Annotated in this window: 13 protein-coding genes, 1 tRNA gene and 1 pseudogene; 4 read left to right on the forward strand and 11 right to left on the reverse strand. The window is 64.2% G+C overall.

What is annotated here, in order from left to right; translation table 11 throughout:
- Positions 1-111 precede the first annotated feature (111 nt).
- Both BSY238_RS15605 and BSY238_RS15610 read right to left on the reverse strand, forming a co-directional pair.
- Positions 112-750: a response regulator gene (locus BSY238_RS15605; protein ID WP_069039955.1), complete on the reverse strand. Its 639-nt coding sequence runs from the start codon at positions 748-750 to the stop codon at positions 112-114.
- Entirely contained in the window at positions 747-2,240 is a 1,494-nt protein-coding gene (locus BSY238_RS15610) for a hybrid sensor histidine kinase/response regulator (RefSeq protein WP_069039956.1), read from the reverse strand. Before BSY238_RS15610 ends, BSY238_RS15605 begins: the two co-directional genes overlap by 4 nt.
- 227 nt (positions 2,241-2,467) lie before the next feature.
- On the opposite strand from BSY238_RS15610, the gene BSY238_RS15615 reads away from it, so the two are divergent.
- A tRNA-Thr gene (locus BSY238_RS15615) sits at positions 2,468-2,543 on the forward strand.
- A 290-nt stretch (positions 2,544-2,833) separates the two neighbouring features.
- Here the strand turns inward: BSY238_RS15615 and BSY238_RS15620 are convergent.
- The 6 genes from BSY238_RS15620 to BSY238_RS15645 all read right to left on the reverse strand — a co-directional run bounded on the left by BSY238_RS15620 (position 2,834) and on the right by BSY238_RS15645 (position 7,609).
- Positions 2,834-3,271, reverse strand: a complete 438-nt coding sequence (locus BSY238_RS15620) for a hypothetical protein (RefSeq protein WP_069040738.1) — start codon at positions 3,269-3,271, stop codon at positions 2,834-2,836.
- A 12-nt stretch (positions 3,272-3,283) separates the two neighbouring features.
- Positions 3,284-4,039 carry a UDP-2,3-diacylglucosamine diphosphatase gene (locus BSY238_RS15625; RefSeq protein WP_069039957.1) on the reverse strand — a complete coding sequence of 252 codons (756 nt, stop codon included), beginning with the start codon at positions 4,037-4,039 and terminating at the stop codon, positions 3,284-3,286.
- Between the two features lie 20 nt (positions 4,040-4,059).
- Positions 4,060-4,548 carry a peptidylprolyl isomerase gene (locus tag BSY238_RS15630; protein ID WP_069039958.1) on the reverse strand — a complete coding sequence of 163 codons (489 nt, stop codon included), beginning with the start codon at positions 4,546-4,548 and terminating at the stop codon, positions 4,060-4,062.
- An 84-nt stretch (positions 4,549-4,632) separates the two neighbouring features.
- The gene (locus BSY238_RS15635) at positions 4,633-5,208 is read right to left on the reverse strand and encodes a peptidylprolyl isomerase (RefSeq protein WP_069039959.1); all 576 of its coding nucleotides are present in this window, start codon (positions 5,206-5,208) and stop codon (positions 4,633-4,635) included.
- 89 nt (positions 5,209-5,297) lie between these two features.
- Positions 5,298-6,527, reverse strand: coding sequence for a L,D-transpeptidase family protein (locus BSY238_RS15640; RefSeq protein WP_069039960.1), 1,230 nt, complete (start codon positions 6,525-6,527; stop codon positions 5,298-5,300).
- Positions 6,524-7,609, reverse strand: a complete 1,086-nt coding sequence (locus tag BSY238_RS15645) for a nuclear transport factor 2 family protein (RefSeq protein WP_069039961.1) — start codon at positions 7,607-7,609, stop codon at positions 6,524-6,526. Before BSY238_RS15645 ends, BSY238_RS15640 begins: the two co-directional genes overlap by 4 nt.
- Before the next feature lie 151 nt (positions 7,610-7,760).
- Between BSY238_RS15645 and cysS the strand changes: the two are divergent.
- From cysS to BSY238_RS15660, 3 genes and pseudogenes are all read left to right on the forward strand, one after another.
- Positions 7,761-9,142 (forward strand): annotated as a pseudogene (gene cysS, locus BSY238_RS15650) (cysteine--tRNA ligase).
- 21 nt (positions 9,143-9,163) lie between these two features.
- Entirely contained in the window at positions 9,164-9,892 is a 729-nt protein-coding gene (locus BSY238_RS15655) for a Crp/Fnr family transcriptional regulator (RefSeq protein WP_069039962.1), read from the forward strand.
- A gap of 259 nt (positions 9,893-10,151) precedes the next feature.
- A complete protein-coding gene (locus BSY238_RS15660; RefSeq protein WP_069039963.1) occupies positions 10,152-12,017 on the forward strand; it encodes a phosphoenolpyruvate carboxykinase (GTP) in 1,866 nt (621 codons plus the stop codon).
- A 91-nt stretch (positions 12,018-12,108) separates the two neighbouring features.
- Here the strand turns inward: BSY238_RS15660 and dnaJ are convergent, their stop codons facing one another.
- The 3 genes from dnaJ to grpE all read right to left on the reverse strand — a co-directional run bounded on the left by dnaJ (position 12,109) and on the right by grpE (position 15,895).
- On the reverse strand, positions 12,109-13,242 hold the full coding sequence (dnaJ, locus tag BSY238_RS15665; protein WP_069039964.1) for a molecular chaperone DnaJ: 1,134 nt from the start codon (positions 13,240-13,242) through the stop codon (positions 12,109-12,111).
- Between the two features lie 104 nt (positions 13,243-13,346).
- A complete protein-coding gene (gene dnaK, locus BSY238_RS15670) occupies positions 13,347-15,266 on the reverse strand; it encodes a molecular chaperone DnaK (protein WP_069039965.1) in 1,920 nt (639 codons plus the stop codon).
- Between the two features lie 95 nt (positions 15,267-15,361).
- Positions 15,362-15,895 (reverse strand): nucleotide exchange factor GrpE, encoded by a 534-nt coding sequence (grpE, locus tag BSY238_RS15675; protein WP_069039966.1) that lies wholly within the window; start codon positions 15,893-15,895, stop codon positions 15,362-15,364.
- Positions 15,896-16,038 lie beyond the last annotated feature (143 nt).

Raw genomic sequence — 16,038 nt, forward strand, 5'->3', positions numbered from 1 at the left:
GCAATTCACAGTCCGTAACGAATGCTTACAACGGCACGCGGACGACGGTCTTGAGGGCGGATCCGCAAGTTATTCCACATTTCGGAAGGGCGGCCGGGCGGCCGACACACCCTAGTCGGTCAGCCCGTGTTTGAGGCCGTAGTGGGTCAGCTCCGCATTGTTCTTCATGCGCATCTTTTCAAGCAGCCGCGCGCGATAGACGCTGACCGTCTTGACGCTGAGGCTCAGCTCCTCGCCGATCTGCGTCAGCGTCTTGCCGGAGGCAATCATCACCAGCGTCTGGTACTCGCGATCCGACAATTTCTCGTGCGGCGGCCGCTCGTCGTCGTCGGTGATGGCATTGGCCAGTTCCATGGCCAGCGTGGGCGAGACGTACTTCTTGCCGCTGGCGACCTGACGGATCGCGGTGACCAGCTGTTCGGGTGCGCTCTGCTTGGTCAGATAGCCGGAGGCGCCGGCTTTCAGCGCGCGGATCGCATACTGGTCCTCCGGGTGCATCGACAGCACCAGCACCGGCAGGCGCGGAAATTCCTTGCGCACGAGCTTGAGCGTATCGATCCCGTTGCGGTCGGGCATCGACACATCCATCAGCACGAGGTCGAAACTGCCGTCGCGCAGCTTGTGCATCGCTTCGACACCGTTCTCCGCTTCACCGGTGACGATGAGGTCCGGGCTGTCGGACAGGATCTGGCGCAGCCCGGAACGCACGATGGCGTGGTCATCTGCAATAAGTATACGGATGCTGCTCATCGGGAAAACTCCAGTACGGTGCGGCGGCAGGCCGGCACCCTCAGCAGCAGGCGGGTACCGCCGTGTTCGCGGCTGCTCGCTTCGAATCGTCCGTTCAGGTGCACCACGCGCTCGCGGATGCCGCGCAGGCCGAATGACTTCGGCTTGTTCAGGTCTTCCGGCGCCAGGCCGCGGCCATCGTCGCCCACCTCCAGCACGATGTCGTCGTCTTCCTGCGTCAGCCGCACCTCCACGGTGTGGGCACCCGCGTGCTTGGATACATTGGTCAGCGCCTCCTGGAACACGCGGAACAGCGCAATGGCGGTTTCCTCGTCCGGGTCGATGTCGTGATCGATGCACAGCAGCTCGCACTTCAGGCCGGTGCGGGCAGCGAAGTCTTCCGCATGGCTTTCGACAGCCGGAGCGAGGCCGAATTCCTTCAGGATGCCCGGGCGCAATTCGCGCGCGATGCGCCCGACCGTGGTGATCGCGTCATCCACGAGCTTGCCCATGCTGACCGAACGGGCCTTGATCGCGTCCAGATCCGCTGCCGTCTTGTTTGCCAGCAGCGACACTTCGAACTTCAGCGCCACCAGCAGGCCGCCGAGTTCGTCGTGGATGTCACGCGCAATGCGTTCGCGTTCCTCTTCCTTGGCGATCTGCAGGTGCGACGACAGCTCCGCCAGCTGGCCGCGCGACTGGCGGAGTTCGCGCTCGGTCAGCTTGCTCTGCGTGATGTTGGAAACGATGCCTTCCCAGATCAGCACGCCGGACGCGAGCACGCGCGGCGACGAGCGCAGGTTCACCCACTTGATGTCTTCATCGGGCAGGCGGATGCGACCGTCCCAATTCACCGTGGCATGGGTGTGTGCCGACAGGTGCATCGCGCGGTCGAGTTCCGGCATGTCGTCCGGCAGGATCATGTCGAGAAAGCGGCGCGGCGCGGCCACCAGCTCGCCGGCCTTGAAACCGAGCAGCGCCAGGCAGCCTTCGCTGACGAACAGGAAGCGCCAGCCGCCATCCTCATGGCGCAGCAGCTGGAACACCATGCCGGGAATGTTGGCCGCCAGCGCGCGAAAGCGCGCCTCGCTGTCGCGCACGGCATCGAGCGCGCTGTGCCGTTCCGCCCGGTTGCGCGCCTCGCGCATTTCGCGCTCGACCGCCGGAATCAGCCGATCAAGCTTGCCCTTGCTGAGATAGTCATGCGCGCCCGCCCGCATCGCCGACACCGCAATGTCTTCCTCGATGACTCCGGACACGATGATGAAGGGCAGGTCGAGCTCCAGCTTCTGCAGGATGGACAGCGCCGCCATCGCCGAGAAGCGCGGCATGTTGTGGTCGGACAGCACCAGATCCCAGGTGCGCGACGCCAGCGCCTCGCGCAGTGAGCGCTCGTCTTCCACCCGTTGCGACCACACCTGGTAGCCGGCCGCCCGGAAGCGGTGCAGCAGCAGCAGCGCGTCGTCCTCCGAATCCTCGATCAGCAGCACATTCAGCGGACGAGCCGTCATCGGCGCGGCATCGGTCCCGGCCAGACGATTTGCAGAGGAACCGGGAACGGGCACGGGCGTGACGGTATCGGGCATCGGGCAGGTGGGTCTCCATCTGCGGCAAACGCTTGCACCGCGCTGACATGTGGAGACATGTTCATGATGATTCGAGTTTAATCCATGCCGGAAGCCCTGAGTCACCGATGCGCGCGCCATGCCCGGCAGACAGCAGATATAATCCGCCCCGCGCCGCTTTAGCTCAGTTGGTAGAGCAACCGCCTTGTAAGCGGTAGGTCGTCAGTTCGATTCCGACAAGCGGCACCATGAATTCGATGGTCAAAGCCAACTCCCGTGAGTTGGCTTTTTTCTTTGCGGGAGTGCCTTTTTTGGCCGTGCTTTTTGCTGCAACGCGGCCGTTTGCGTGGCCGACCGAAAAAAAAGCCCGCACGGGGCGGGCTTGCGGAAGGAGAGGGCCTGACTGCCCGGGAGCAGTCGCGACACCCTGACACTACGCGACGTGCCGGTGAGTGGCTGTTGCCAGTTGCAAGGAGGTGTTGCAGCGGCATGTGCGTGCGGGCCGACTTCCGGTCGGGCGCTCGGAGAGACAGAGCCACTCAGCGCGGCTGCTCGGGCCCGCGGGCGATCAGCATGTCGGCGACGGTCCGCACCGACGGCCAGTCCTTCATCGCTTCGATGGCCTGGCCGAAACCGGCGGCGGCGGATTGCTGCAGGGACTTCTCGGCCAATTCGAGCAGGCTGGCGGAGTATTCCTTCATCGCCCGGTTCTGCAGGGTGACGAAATTGTCGTACAGCGCGGCCGGGCCATCGACGGCCGGACCGGCCTCGGTACCCGGAACCGGGGCCATGCCCTGCAGCAGCGAAAACACGAAGCGGCCGAGGGCGCGCTGGGCGTCGGCGGACTCGGGTTGGCCGAAGAATGCGGGGTCGAACCGGATCGCCGGCGCGGCCGCGTCAGTGCCACGGCGGCATTCGATGCGGCCATCGGCAGCGAGGCGCAGCGTCAGTTCATCCGGAATGTCGGACAGGCTCATGGTGTTCATCCTTCAGGCGTGGCGCGGGTCGGGCACGATGCGGCCGTCGTCGGCCGTCGTGAAGGCGCGCAGATCGTGGTCGTCGGCTTCGAGCCAGCAGGCGCGGTCGCGCCAGTCGGCGATCACCCAGCGGTCGCAGGCGACGCCATCCACTTCGGGCGCGTGATGAGCCGGTCGATGCGTGTGGCCGTGGATCAGCAACGTGCAGTCATGGTGGCGCAGTACGGCGGCGATGGCTTCGCCGTTGGCATCCATCAATTCTTCGGCCTTGCCGGCGACGGCCTGCTGGCTGCGCCGGCGCAGGTCGGCGGCGATCGCGTGGCGCTCGGCGAGCGGGCGGGCTAGAAAGGCGCTCTGCCAGTCGGCACTGCGCACCATGCGGCGGAACTGCTGATACGGCAGGTCGTCGGTGCACAGCGTGTCGCCATGCATCAGCAGCGCCTGCCGTCCGGCAATGTCGCACAGCAGCCAGTCACCATGCAGCGTGGCGCCGGTGGCGGCGGTGAAGCCGGCGCCGAGCAGGAAGTCACGGTTGCCCGGCAGCACATGGATGTCGGTGCCGGCCTCGCTCAGCGCGCGCAGCGCCGCGATGATAGGGCGGTGTTCCGGCAGACCGGCGTCTTCGTCGCCGACCCACACCTCGAAAAGGTCGCCCAGCAGGAACAGCCGCCGGGCGTTGCGCGCGCGGCCTTCGAGCAGGCGCAGGAAGGCCGCGTTGAGGTCTGGCGTGGCGGACGACAGGTGGAGATCGGAAGCGAACAGGTCCATGCGTCGTCGCGCCTGCGCGCTCAGGCCACTTCGGCGCGTTCGATCAGTACGTCCTCGACCGGCACGTCCTGGTGGAAGCCCGAACGACCGGTACGCACGGCCTTGATCTTTTCGACCACGTCCATGCCTTCGCTGACCCGGCCGAACACGCAGTAGCCCCAGCCGTCCTGCGCCTGGTCCTTGTCGAGGAACAGGTTGTTGCCGACATTGATGAAGAACTGCGCGCTGGCCGAATGCGGGTCCGACGTGCGCGCCATGGCGACGGTGCCGACCGTGTTCGAAAGACCATTGGCCGACTCGTTCTTGATCGGCGCCTGGGCGTCCTTCTGCTTCATGCCGGGTTCGAAGCCGCCGCCCTGGATCATGAAATTGCCGATGACGCGGTGGAATATGGTGTTGTTGTAGTGACCTGCCTCGACATAGGCGAGGAAGTTGGCGACCGTCTGCGGCGCCTTTTCAGCGTCGAGTTCGAGCGTGATGACGCCGTGGTTGGTGTGCAGCTTGACCATGTGTATCTCCGTAAGCGGGGCCGCGCGGGGCGGCCGTGGGTGGGGGGCGAGTGGGAGCGAGTCGTGGCGACTGCGCGCCCGGGTTCAGGGCTGCGCTTCGACGACGCGCGCGGACTGGATGACCACCGGCGTCAGCGGTACGTTCTGGTGCGGGCCGAAGTCGCCGGTGCGGACGTTGGCGATGCCATTGACCACTTCCATGCCCTTGATCACCTTGCCGAACGCGGCGTAACCGAAGCCGTCGCGCGACGGGTAGTCGAGCGAGCGGTTGTCGACCAGGTTGATGAAGAACTGGGCGCTGGCTGAATGCGGATCGTTGGTGCGCGCCATCGACAGATAGCCCGGTGCGTTGCGCACACCCTTGCTCATGGCTTTTTCGGCTTCGTTGCGGATCGGCGCGCCGGCTGCCTTCTGGTTCATCTGCGCGTCAAACCCACCGCCCTGGATCATGAAGCCGTTCATCACGCGGTGAAAGATCAGGCCGTCGTAGAAACCGGACTTTGCGTACTGCAGGAAGTTGGCAACGGTGGCCGGCGCGGCGTCCGGGAACAGCTCGATCAGTATCGGACCCTGGCTGGTCTTGAGTTCGACCTGCGGATTGGCGGCGACAGCGGCCAGCGGGACAAGGCTGGCGAGCAGCGCGAGCAGAAACTTCTTCATGAGGATGACTCCGGGTTGGGTGATCGGGGATTCATGCGGGCATGCAAACGGGCGTGTCAGCCGGACAGACCGATGGCGGGCGGCCGGGTTCAGCCTTCGCCTTCGAACACGATGCGCCAGCGGCCGTCTTCCCGCTGCCAATACTGCTGCTTGATCATGCGGTTCGACAGATTGTCGCTGCGGTAGTCCTGTTCGAAAGTGACGACGACCAGGTCTTCGCGACCGGGGTTGCGGAAGGTGCTCAATTTGTCCACACCGACCTTGATCCACTTCTTGCCGGCATTCACGGCGCGCTTCTGCGCGGCAAACGCTGCCAGATCCTTCTTGCCAGCGCTGAATCGCGCCGAATAATGCGACAGGAAGCGCTCGACGTCACGGCTTTCCCAGTCGCTGCGCCACTGTTCGTGCGCCTTGTTGAATTCGCTGCGTTCGGACTGCCAGTCGTCCAGCGACAGCCATTCCACCGAGTCGCTGATGATGACCGGCACCGACGCACCCTGCAGATGGTTGTTCAGCGCGAGGAAATCGGAATTGGCCAGCACGACGCAACCGTCGGACGCGCGCGGCGGACGCGAGAAGGTATCGGATGGCGTACCGTGCAGCCAGATGCCGTGGCCCTTGCGGCCCTGTCTGCGGTCCCACGCGTTCGGGTAATTGATCGGCAGCGCGCCGGCGCCATAGAAATCGGTCAGGCGTTCCGGTGGCAGGAAACCGGTGACCTGATAGACCCCCAGCGGCGTCTTCTTGTCGCCTTCGCGCATCTTTTCGATGCCCAGCCGGCCATGCGACACGTAATAGTCGGCAATGAAGCGTGGCTGACCCGCGACGTTCTCGTACAGATAGAGCCGCGAGCGGCGAGTATCCACCACCACCGCATGACGTTGCGACGCCTGCAATTGCAGCAGGTAGCGCGGCACGCGATCGACCGGTGGCTTGTCGCGGTAGGCGCGGATGCGCGCCACGGCTTCATCGCGCAGGTCGGCCAGTCGCTCTTCAGGAGCGTTTGGCGCATTGCCTATCGTGGTCAGCGCGCTCGACCGGGCCATCAGCAGGTCGCCGCGAATCAGGTGGCCGAGCCGGAAGTTGGGCCAGATCTGCAGCAGGGCATCGACCTGTTCGAGCGCGAGCCCAAGCTTGTTGCGCTCGATCTGGCGGAACACCTGTTCGAGCATCGGCTCCGGACCGCTGTCGGAGTAGCGCACAGCGTCGCCGGACTGACCCGAGCCGATGGCGAGCGGGACGATCAGCGACGACAGGCACAGTGCGTTGCGCAGGACGCGCGCCACCGCGCGTCCGGAAAAATACCGCATCGCCGTCATCCGCCGACGCGCTCCCGCTGGATCAGCCAGCGACCATCACGGCTCACCAGCAAGAGCGTCTTGGTGGTGGAGCTTTTCAGGCCGACGGCCTTGTAGTGCTGGCGGAAGCTCGCCTTGACGCGATCGGCGCCGTCTCGGCTGACCTGCACGTTCTCGACGCGTACCTCGATCGCGCCAGGTTTGTCGATGCGTGCCCGGCGTTCGGCCTCCCACGCCTTGCGCGATTTCTTGCCGGGAACTTCGAAAGAGCTGTCGTAGTGCGCGAGGTAGGCGTTCACGTCCTTGCGCGCCCAGGCGGCGGCCCAGCCCTCGACAGTTCGTGTGATGTCGGCCACCGGCAGGCCGGCAGCGCCGTCGGCCGGTGAAATCGCAGCCGCAGCGGACGGGGGTGCTGCCGGTGTTTCCGTTGCCGTTGCAGCGGGCGGTGCGGTCTTTGCGGGTTCCGGCGGCTTGGGCGGGGTAACGGCGACCGGCGGCGTGACCGCTGCGACAGTCGCCGGCGGAGTTGCCGCCAGCGTGCTCGTGGACCCCGGTTTGCTGCCGCTGCGCGGGGTGTTGCCCACCATTTCGCGGATCAGGTTCAGTTTGCTCTGCGCACCGATGTTCGAAGAATCGAGCTGCAGTGCCCGGTCGTAGGCCTGGGTCGCCATGCGGGCGTAGATGTCGCCCAGATTTTCGTGTGCGACCGCGTAGCTCGGGTGGGTGCGGATGGCCATCTCGAGCGCCGTCTTGGCCTTGTCGAACTGCTTCTGCTGAGCGTAGAGCACGGCCAGGTTGTTGTAGGGCTCCGGCAGTTCAGGGTAGTCCTCGGTCAGCTTCTGGAACACCGAAGTCGCTTCCGGTACGCGACCCAGTTCGGTCAGGATCAGTCCCTTGAAAAAACGGCCCTGCGGATCGCGTGGCACCTTTGCAAGAAACAGGTCGATCTGTTCCAGCGCCTGCTGTGGCTGCTTTTGTCGCAGCAGCTTTTCGGCTTCCTGCACGCTGTTGGCGAAGGCCGGCTGGAGCGATACGCCGAGCATGATCAGGGCGGCTGCGAGGCGCGATGCGAGCGGCAGACGAAAACGTGTCGAAGAGGCCATGTGTTAGACTTTTTGGCGTGAAACCGTCGTTTGACAGACCCGAATCTTATCAAGAAGGCGTGCCGACGTCCTGTTGTTGCGCCTGAATTCCGTACCGACCCGCCCGCGCGGTCTGCGCGTGCCCCAAGCACCCTCCGTTTGGCCCACACCAATGCTCAAGATCTACAACACCATAGGCCGCGAAAAGCAGGCATTCCTTCCGATCGAGCCGGGTCGCGTGCGCATGTACGTGTGCGGCATGACGGTGTATGACTATTGCCATCTGGGGCATGCCCGTGTGATGGTGGTGTTCGACATGGTGGCACGCTGGCTGCGTGCATCGGACTATGCCGTGACCTATGTCCGCAACATCACCGACATCGACGACAAGATCATCAAGCGGGCGGCCGAAAACGGCGAGTCGATGCGTGCGCTGACCGACCGCTTCATCGCGGCGATGCACGAGGATGCCGATGCGCTCGGCGTGCTGCGTCCCGATCACGAGCCGCGTGCGACCGAATTCGTGCCGCAGATGCAGTCGTTGATCGAGCGGCTGCAGGACAAGGGGCTGGCGTATCGCGCGGCGAGCGGCGACGTCAATTACAGCGTGCGCAAGTTCGATGGCTACGGAAAGCTGTCCGGCAAGTCGCTAGACGAATTGCGCGCCGGCGAACGCGTGGATGTGATCGACGGCAAGCAGGACCCGCTGGATTTCGTGCTGTGGAAGCACGCCAAACCCGCGGAACCCGCCGACGCGAAATGGTCTTCGCCCTGGGGAGACGGCCGGCCCGGCTGGCACATCGAATGTTCTGCGATGAGCTCACAGTTGCTGGGCGATCATTTCGACATCCACGGCGGTGGCGCCGACCTGCAGTTTCCGCACCACGAGAACGAGATTGCCCAGAGTGAGGGTGCGCATGGGCACACCTTCGTCAATTACTGGATGCACAACGGTTTCGTGCGTGTCGACGACGAGAAGATGTCGAAGTCGCTGGGCAATTTCTTCACCATCCGCGAAGTGCTGAAGCAGTACGACCCCGAAGTGGTGCGTTTCTTCATCTTGGCGCGCGCACTACCGCAGCCCGCTCAATTACTCCGACGCCCATCTCGACGATGCCCGCGGCGCACTGAGCCGCCTGTACACGACGCTGAAGAACGTACCGGCCGGCCGATGCCCGTCCGGACTGGACAACGCCGGCCGGTCAGCGACTGCGCAATGCGATGGACGACGATTTCAATACGCCGGAAGCGATGGCCGTGCTGTTCGAACTGTCGAATGACGCCAATCGCAGCGGCGACCCGGCCGTTTCGGGCGAACTGCGTGCGCTGGCCGGCGTGCTCGGTCTGCTGGAACGATCTGCGGAAGAGTTCCTCCAAGGACGTGCGAAGGCAGGCGGACTGGACGATGCGCAGATCGATGCACTCATCGAACAGCGCATCGCAGCCAAGAAGGCGCGCGATTTTGCGACTGCCGACCGCGTACGGGACGAATTGAAGCAACAAGGCGTCATACTGGAAGACTCTGCCGCCGGTACCACCTGGCGACGGGCTTAGCGGAATTTCACCGGGGGTAGGGTGCGCGCGATCACGATCAAGTCGGCCTGGCACGGCCACAGCGACTGCCAGAAATGCGGCGTGCGCCGCAGCGCACTGTTTGCCGATCTTGTCGAGTCCGATTTCGCGCTTCTGCACGACCAGATCGACGACTTCGATTACCCGTCCGGCGCAGTCATCTATCACGCAGGTGCGCACGGAGAGTGGCTGTTCACGGTGCGCAGCGGTGCAGTCAAGCTGGTGCGCTACGGGGCGGACGGCACCCAGCGCATCCTGCGCATCCTGGGTCGCGGTGACGTGTTCGGTCTCGAAGCACTGGTGAGTCCGGCCTATGACCACACCTCGATTGCGCTGTCACCGGTCGCGCTGTGCCGCATTCCGCGTGTGCTCGTCGAGCGGCTCAACCGGGATACGCCGCGCCTGCAGAAACCCCTGCTTGAACACTGGCATGCCGCGCTGGCTGAAGCTGACGCCTGGCTGGCCGAACTGACGGCAGGTCACGCCGACGTGAAAACCCGGGTCGTGCGCCTGCTGCTGCGCCTTGCCGATGATGTCGAACCGGGTCGGGCCATCCGACTGAGTCTGGAAGACATCGGCGCCATTCTCGGTGCTGCGCCGGAATCGGCAAGCCGCGCGCTCGGCATCCTGCGCCGCAGCAATCTTCTGTCCGACGCGCCTGACAGCCGCTACCACTGGCTGATCGATCGGGCGGGACTCAAAGCGCTCGTCGCACCACCCGCAGAGGACTGATCCGCGCTGCGGCGCCGTCTGCCACACGCCTGCCGGCGCCAAGAGAATCGCAGCATTCGTGATTCTTATAGCAGACATAAGATGCCGTTATCTATAAAGTGCGACCTCCGAAAGGAAGGCGCAGGTCACCCCGCCTGCGCCAGTACCTGTCCGATGCATGGGCCTACCCGGCCTGATGCGGGTTTCGTTCAAACGGTTGAACCGGACGGTACGCGGCAGCTGCCGCGTACCGTCCAGTGTGGTTTATGGAGAGCGTCGCATGAAAGTCGTCTTGTCGCCCGAGCAGATCCGCTCCGGCGAAATACCCGTTCCGGCATGGGTCAAGAGCCGCAAGCTGGTCACATGGGTCGCCGAAGTGGCGGCGCTCACCCAACCCGATGCCATCTTCTGGTGCGACGGTTCGGAAGAAGAGTACGACCGTCTGTGTGCCGACATGGTCGCATCGGGCACGATGAAGCGCCTCGATCCGGTCAAGCGCCCGAATTCCTATCTCGCACTGTCCGACCCGTCCGACGTCGCGCGCGTCGAAGACCGCACCTATATCTGCTCGGCGCGTGAGGAAGATGCCGGCCCGACCAACAACTGGATGGCGCCGGCGCAGATGCGCGAAACGCTGACCGGCCTGTTCCGCGGCTGCATGCGCGGGCGCACGATGTACGTCGTGCCGTTCTCGATGGGCCCGCTCGGTTCGCACATTTCGCAGATCGGCATCGAACTGTCCGACTCGCCGTATGTGGCGGTCAACATGCGCATCATGACCCGCATGGGCAAGGCGGTGTACGACGTGCTGGGCAGCGACGGTGACTTCGTGCCCTGCGTGCACACGGTCGGCAAGCCGCTGGCGGCAGGTGAGAAGGATGTGCCGTGGCCGTGCAACGCCACCAAATACATCGTTCATTACCCGGAAACGCGGGAAATCTGGAGTTTCGGCTCGGGTTACGGCGGCAACGCACTGCTCGGCAAGAAGTGCTTTGCACTGCGCATCGCATCGACCATGGGCCGCGACCAGGGCTGGCTGGCCGAACACATGCTCATCCTCGGCGTGGAAAATCCGCAGGGTGAGAAGCACTACGTCGCGGCGGCTTTTCCGTCCGCCTGCGGCAAGACCAATTTCGCGATGCTGATTCCGCCCAAGGGTTTCGAGGGCTGGAAGGTCACCACCATCGGCGACGACATTGCCTGGATCAAGCCTGGCAAGGACGGCCGTCTGTACGCGATCAACCCGGAAGCCGGCTACTTCGGCGTGGCACCGGGCACCAACCAGAACACCAACGCCAACTGCATGGCGTCGCTCGCGTCCGACACCATCTTCACCAATGTCGCGCTGACCGATGACGGCGACGTGTGGTGGGAAGGCATGACCAAGGAGCCGCCAGCGCACCTGATCGACTGGCAGGGCCGCGACTGGACGCCCGCCATCGCGAAGGAAACCGGTGCCAAGGCGGCGCATCCGAATGCGCGCTTCACGGTCGCGGCGACGCAGAACCCGGTCATCGACCCGGCCTGGGACAACCCGGCCGGCGTGCCGATCTCGGCCTTCATCTTCGGTGGCCGCCGGTCGACCACGGTGCCGCTGGTGACCGAGGCACGCAACTGGGTCGAGGGCGTCTACATGGCGGCCACGATGGGGTCGGAAACGACCGCCGCGGCGGCTGGCCAGCAGGGCGTGGTTCGGCGCGATCCGTTTGCGATGCTGCCGTTCTGCGGCTACAACATGAGCGACTACTTCAGTCACTGGCTCAAGCTCGGTCAGAGCATCGAAGCCAGCGGCCAGACGCTGCCGCACATTTTCTGCGTGAACTGGTTCCGTACCGACGAGAACGGCAAGTTCGTGTGGCCGGGCTTCGGCGAGAACATGCGTGTGCTGAAGTGGATGCTCGACCGCGTGGCGGGCCAGGCGAACGGCATCGAGCACCTGTTCGGCACCACGCCGCGCTATGACGACCTGAGCTGGACCGGGGTCGATTTCAGCCGCGAACTGTTCGAACGCATCACCTCGATCGATCGCGCAGCCTGGCAGCAGGAGATCGAGCTGCACAACGAGCTGTTCTCGCGCCTGCAGAACCGTTTGCCGCCGGCCCTTTCTGCGGTCAAGGATCAGATCGAGAAAAAGCTGGTCGCGTGATCCGGGCCTCGCCTTGACGCGAGCAAAATGAAAACGCCCGCATGACGCGGGCGTTTTCATTTCCGGCTGCCCGAAACGGCAGCGCCGGGGCTCAGCCGGCGAAGAAATTCTTCATCTTGTCCATCCACGACTTGGCGCGCGGGCTGTGGCTCGCTTCGTCGCTCAGGTTGATGTCGTCGAATTCCTTCAGCAGTTCGCGCTGCCGTGCCGTGAGGTTGACCGGCGTCTCGACCACCACGTGGCACATCAGATCGCCCGGGGTGCTGCTGCGCACGCCCTTGATGCCCTTTCCGCGCAGGCGGAACACCTTGCCGGACTGGGTTTCCGACGGAATCTTGATCTTGGCGGCGCCCTCCAGCGTCGGAATCTCGATTTCGCCGCCCAGTGCCGCGGTGGCGAAGCCGATCGGCATTTCACAGTGCAGATCGTCACCTTCGCGCTGGAACACGCTGTGCGGCTTGATGTGGATCTGCACGTACAGATCGCCGGCCGGGCCGCCACCCTGGCCGTGTTCGCCTTCGCCAGCCAACCGGATGCGGTCGCCTTCGTCGATGCCGGACGGAATCTTCACCTGCAGCGTCTTGCTCGACTTCACGCGACCTGCGCCATGGCAGGTGCCGCACGGGTCCTTCACCATTTTGCCGGTGCCGTGGCATTTCGGGCAGGTCTGCTGGATCGAGAAGAAGCCCTGCTGCATGCGCACTTGTCCCACGCCATTGCAGGTCGTGCAGGTGACCGGCTTGGTGCCCGGCTTCGCACCGGTGCCATCGCAGGTTCCGCATTCGTCCATGGTCGGAATGCGGATGCGCGTGTCGGTGCCGCGGGCCGCTTCTTCGAGCGTGATTTCCAGGTTGTAGCGCAGATCGGCACCGCGATAGACACCGCTGCGACCGCCGCCAGCGCGGCCGCGTCCGGCCGCATTGCCGAAGATTTCGCCGAAGATGTCGCCGAAGGCATCACCGAAACCGGGGCCTGCACCACCGCCGCCACCCATGTTGGGGTCGACACCGGCGTGGCCGTACTGGTCATAGGCGGCGCGCTTCTGCCCATCCGACAGGATTTCGTAAGCCTCCTTGGCTTCCTTGAACTTGTCTTCCGCTTCCTTGCTGTCCGGATTGCGGTCCGGGTGGTACTTCATCGCCAGCTTGCGGTAGGACTTCTTGATCTCGTCGTCGGATGCGTCCCGATTGACGCCGAGAATGTCGTAAAAATCGCGTTTTGCCATTCGTTATCACCACAGATACGCCAAGGCACAGAGGAGCAGGGTGCGACCCTGCCTCTCTGTGCCCCGGCGGTCAGGTCGCCATCGGCAACCGGAAGTCGCGCAGCTTACTTCTTGTCGTGCACTTCGGTGTACTCGGCATCGACCACGTCGCCGTCGTCCTTGCCCGAGCTGCCCGGCGCGCCGCCGGCTTCACCGGCTGCCGCCTGCTGCTGCGCGTACATCGCTTCGCCGAGCTTCTGCGCGGCGGTCGACAATGCGGCACTCTTGGCTTCGATCGCTTCCTTGTCGCCCGACCGGATCGCGTCTTCGGTCTCCTTGAGCGCGGCTTCGATCGCTTCCTTTTCGCCGGCGTCGACCTTGTCGCCGTGCTCGGTCAGCGCCTTGCGCGTCGAATGCACGAGCGCGTCAGCCTGGTTGCGGGTGTCAGCCAGCTCGCGGGCACGACGGTCATCTTCGGCGTGCAGTTCAGCGTCCTTCACCATCTTCTGGATTTCGTCTTCCGACAGTCCGGAATTCGCCTTGATGGTGATCTTGTTTTCCTTGCCGGTCGCCTTGTCCTTCGCGCCGACGTGCAGGATGCCGTTGGCGTCGATGTCGAAGGTCACCTCGATCTGCGGCAGGCCGCGCGGTGCCGGCGCGATGCCTTCGAGGTTGAATTCGCCGAGCGACTTGTTGCCGCTGGCCATTTCGCGCTCGCCCTGATAGACCTTGATGGTCACCGCCGGCTGGTTGTCGTCGGCGGTCGAGAAGGTCTGCGAGAACTTGGTCGGCACCGTCGTGTTCTTCTGGATCATCTTGGTCATGACGCCGCCCAGCGTTTCGATGCCCAGCGACAGCGGGGTCACGTCGAGCAGCAGCACGTCCTTGACGTCGCCCTGCAGCACGCCGCCCTGGATCGAGGCACCCACTGCGACGGCTTCGTCAGGATTCACGTCCTTGCGCGGTTCGCGGCCGAAGAACTCCTTCACGCGTTCCTGCACCTTGGGCATGCGGGTCATGCCGCCGACCAGGATGACGTCGTCGATGTCGCTGACCTTGACGCCCGAATCCTTGATCGCGATGCGGCACGGCTCGATCGAGCGCTCGATCAGCTCTTCCACCAGCGACTCGAACTTGGCGCGGGTGATCTTGATCGCCAGGTGCTTCGGGCCGGTCGAATCGGCGGTGATGTAGGGCAGGTTGATTTCGGTCTGCGCGCCCGACGACAGTTCGATCTTGGCCTTTTCGGCGGCTTCCTTCAGGCGCTGCAGCGCGAGGATGTCCTTCTTCAGGTCGACGCCCTGATCCTTCTTGAATTCGTCGATCACGTAATCGATGATGCGCTGGTCGAAGTCTTCGCCGCCGAGGAAAGTGTCGCCATTGGTGGCCAGCACTTCGAACTGGTGTTCGCCATCGACGTCGGCGATTTCGATGATGGACACGTCGAACGTGCCGCCGCCCAGGTCATACACGGCGATCTTCGAATCACCCGGCTTCTTGTCCATGCCGAAGGCGAGTGCCGCTGCGGTCGGCTCGTTGATGATGCGCTTGACGTCCAGACCGGCGATGCGGCCCGCGTCCTTCGTGGCCTGGCGCTGGCTGTCGTTGAAGTAGGCGGGTACCGTGATGACCGCTTCGGTCACCTCTTCACCCAGATAGTCTTCGGCGGTCTTCTTCATCTTGCGCAGCACTTCGGCCGACACCTGCGGCGGTGCAATCTTCTTGCCGCGCACTTCCACCCAGGCATCGCCGTTGTCGGCCTTGGAAATCTTGTAGGGCATCAGCGCGATGTCCTTCTGGACTTCCTTCTCTTCGAAGCGGCGACCGATCAGGCGCTTGACCGCGAACAGCGTGTTCGCGGCATTGGTGACCGCCTGCCGTTTGGCCGAGGCGCCAACCAGGATTTCACCGTCTTCGGTGTAGGCCACGATGGACGGCGTGGTGCGTGCGCCTTCCGAATTCTCGATCACCTTGGGCTTGCCGCCTTCCATGACGGACACGCAGCTATTGGTGGTGCCCAGATCGATGCCGATGATTTTTCCCATGTTCGGGGTCCTCTATATATAAGTGTGTGTGTCGGGAGCGAATTGACCGCCTGGCGTGAAATGTGGGCGCATTCGCCCACATTTCAAGGGGTCTTTCAGCTGGCCGCCCTGGAAACGATCACGAGAGCAGGGCGCAGCACGCGTTCATGCAGCAGATAACCTTTCTGCAGCACCTGGACCACGTGATTCGGCTCGCCTGGCGCCTCGATCTGGCTGATCGCCTGATGACGGTGCGGATCGAACTTCTCGCCCAGCGGATCGGTTTCCTCGATGCCCGCACCGCTGAAGGCCTGCTGCAGCTGCTTGAGCGTCAGTTCGACACCGGAGCGCAGCGTGGCCACGTCGGACGAGTGGTCGGCGAGCGCTGCCTCAAGGCTGTCCTTGACCGGCACCATGGCGTTGGCGAACTTTTCGGCGCCGAATTTGCCTGCCTTCAGCACATCCTCGGCTGCGCGGCGACGCATGTTTTCGGTTTCGGCCTTGGCGCGCAGCAAGGCGTCCTGCAGTTCGGCCACCTTCAGTTCGGCTGCGGCGAGCGCCTGGTCTGCAACGGGTGCCTGCGTGTCGGCGGCCGCTGCGGCATCGGCCGGCAACGTGTTCGGCAGGTCTTGCGGGGTCTGATCGGTCATGCAGCGATTTCCTCTGGCTTTCGGACCCGATGCACTTGGGGCCGTCGTCGGGCGTTTTCAAGCCCTGTCGATCCGCATGGTTCCTGCCCCGGGATCTGTTGCCATTAAGCCGCAGACCGCGCACCGGTTCAGGTCGGTACCGG

Source organism: Methyloversatilis sp. RAC08, assembly GCF_001713355.1.
In the GTDB taxonomy this organism is placed as follows: domain Bacteria; phylum Pseudomonadota; class Gammaproteobacteria; order Burkholderiales; family Rhodocyclaceae; genus Methyloversatilis.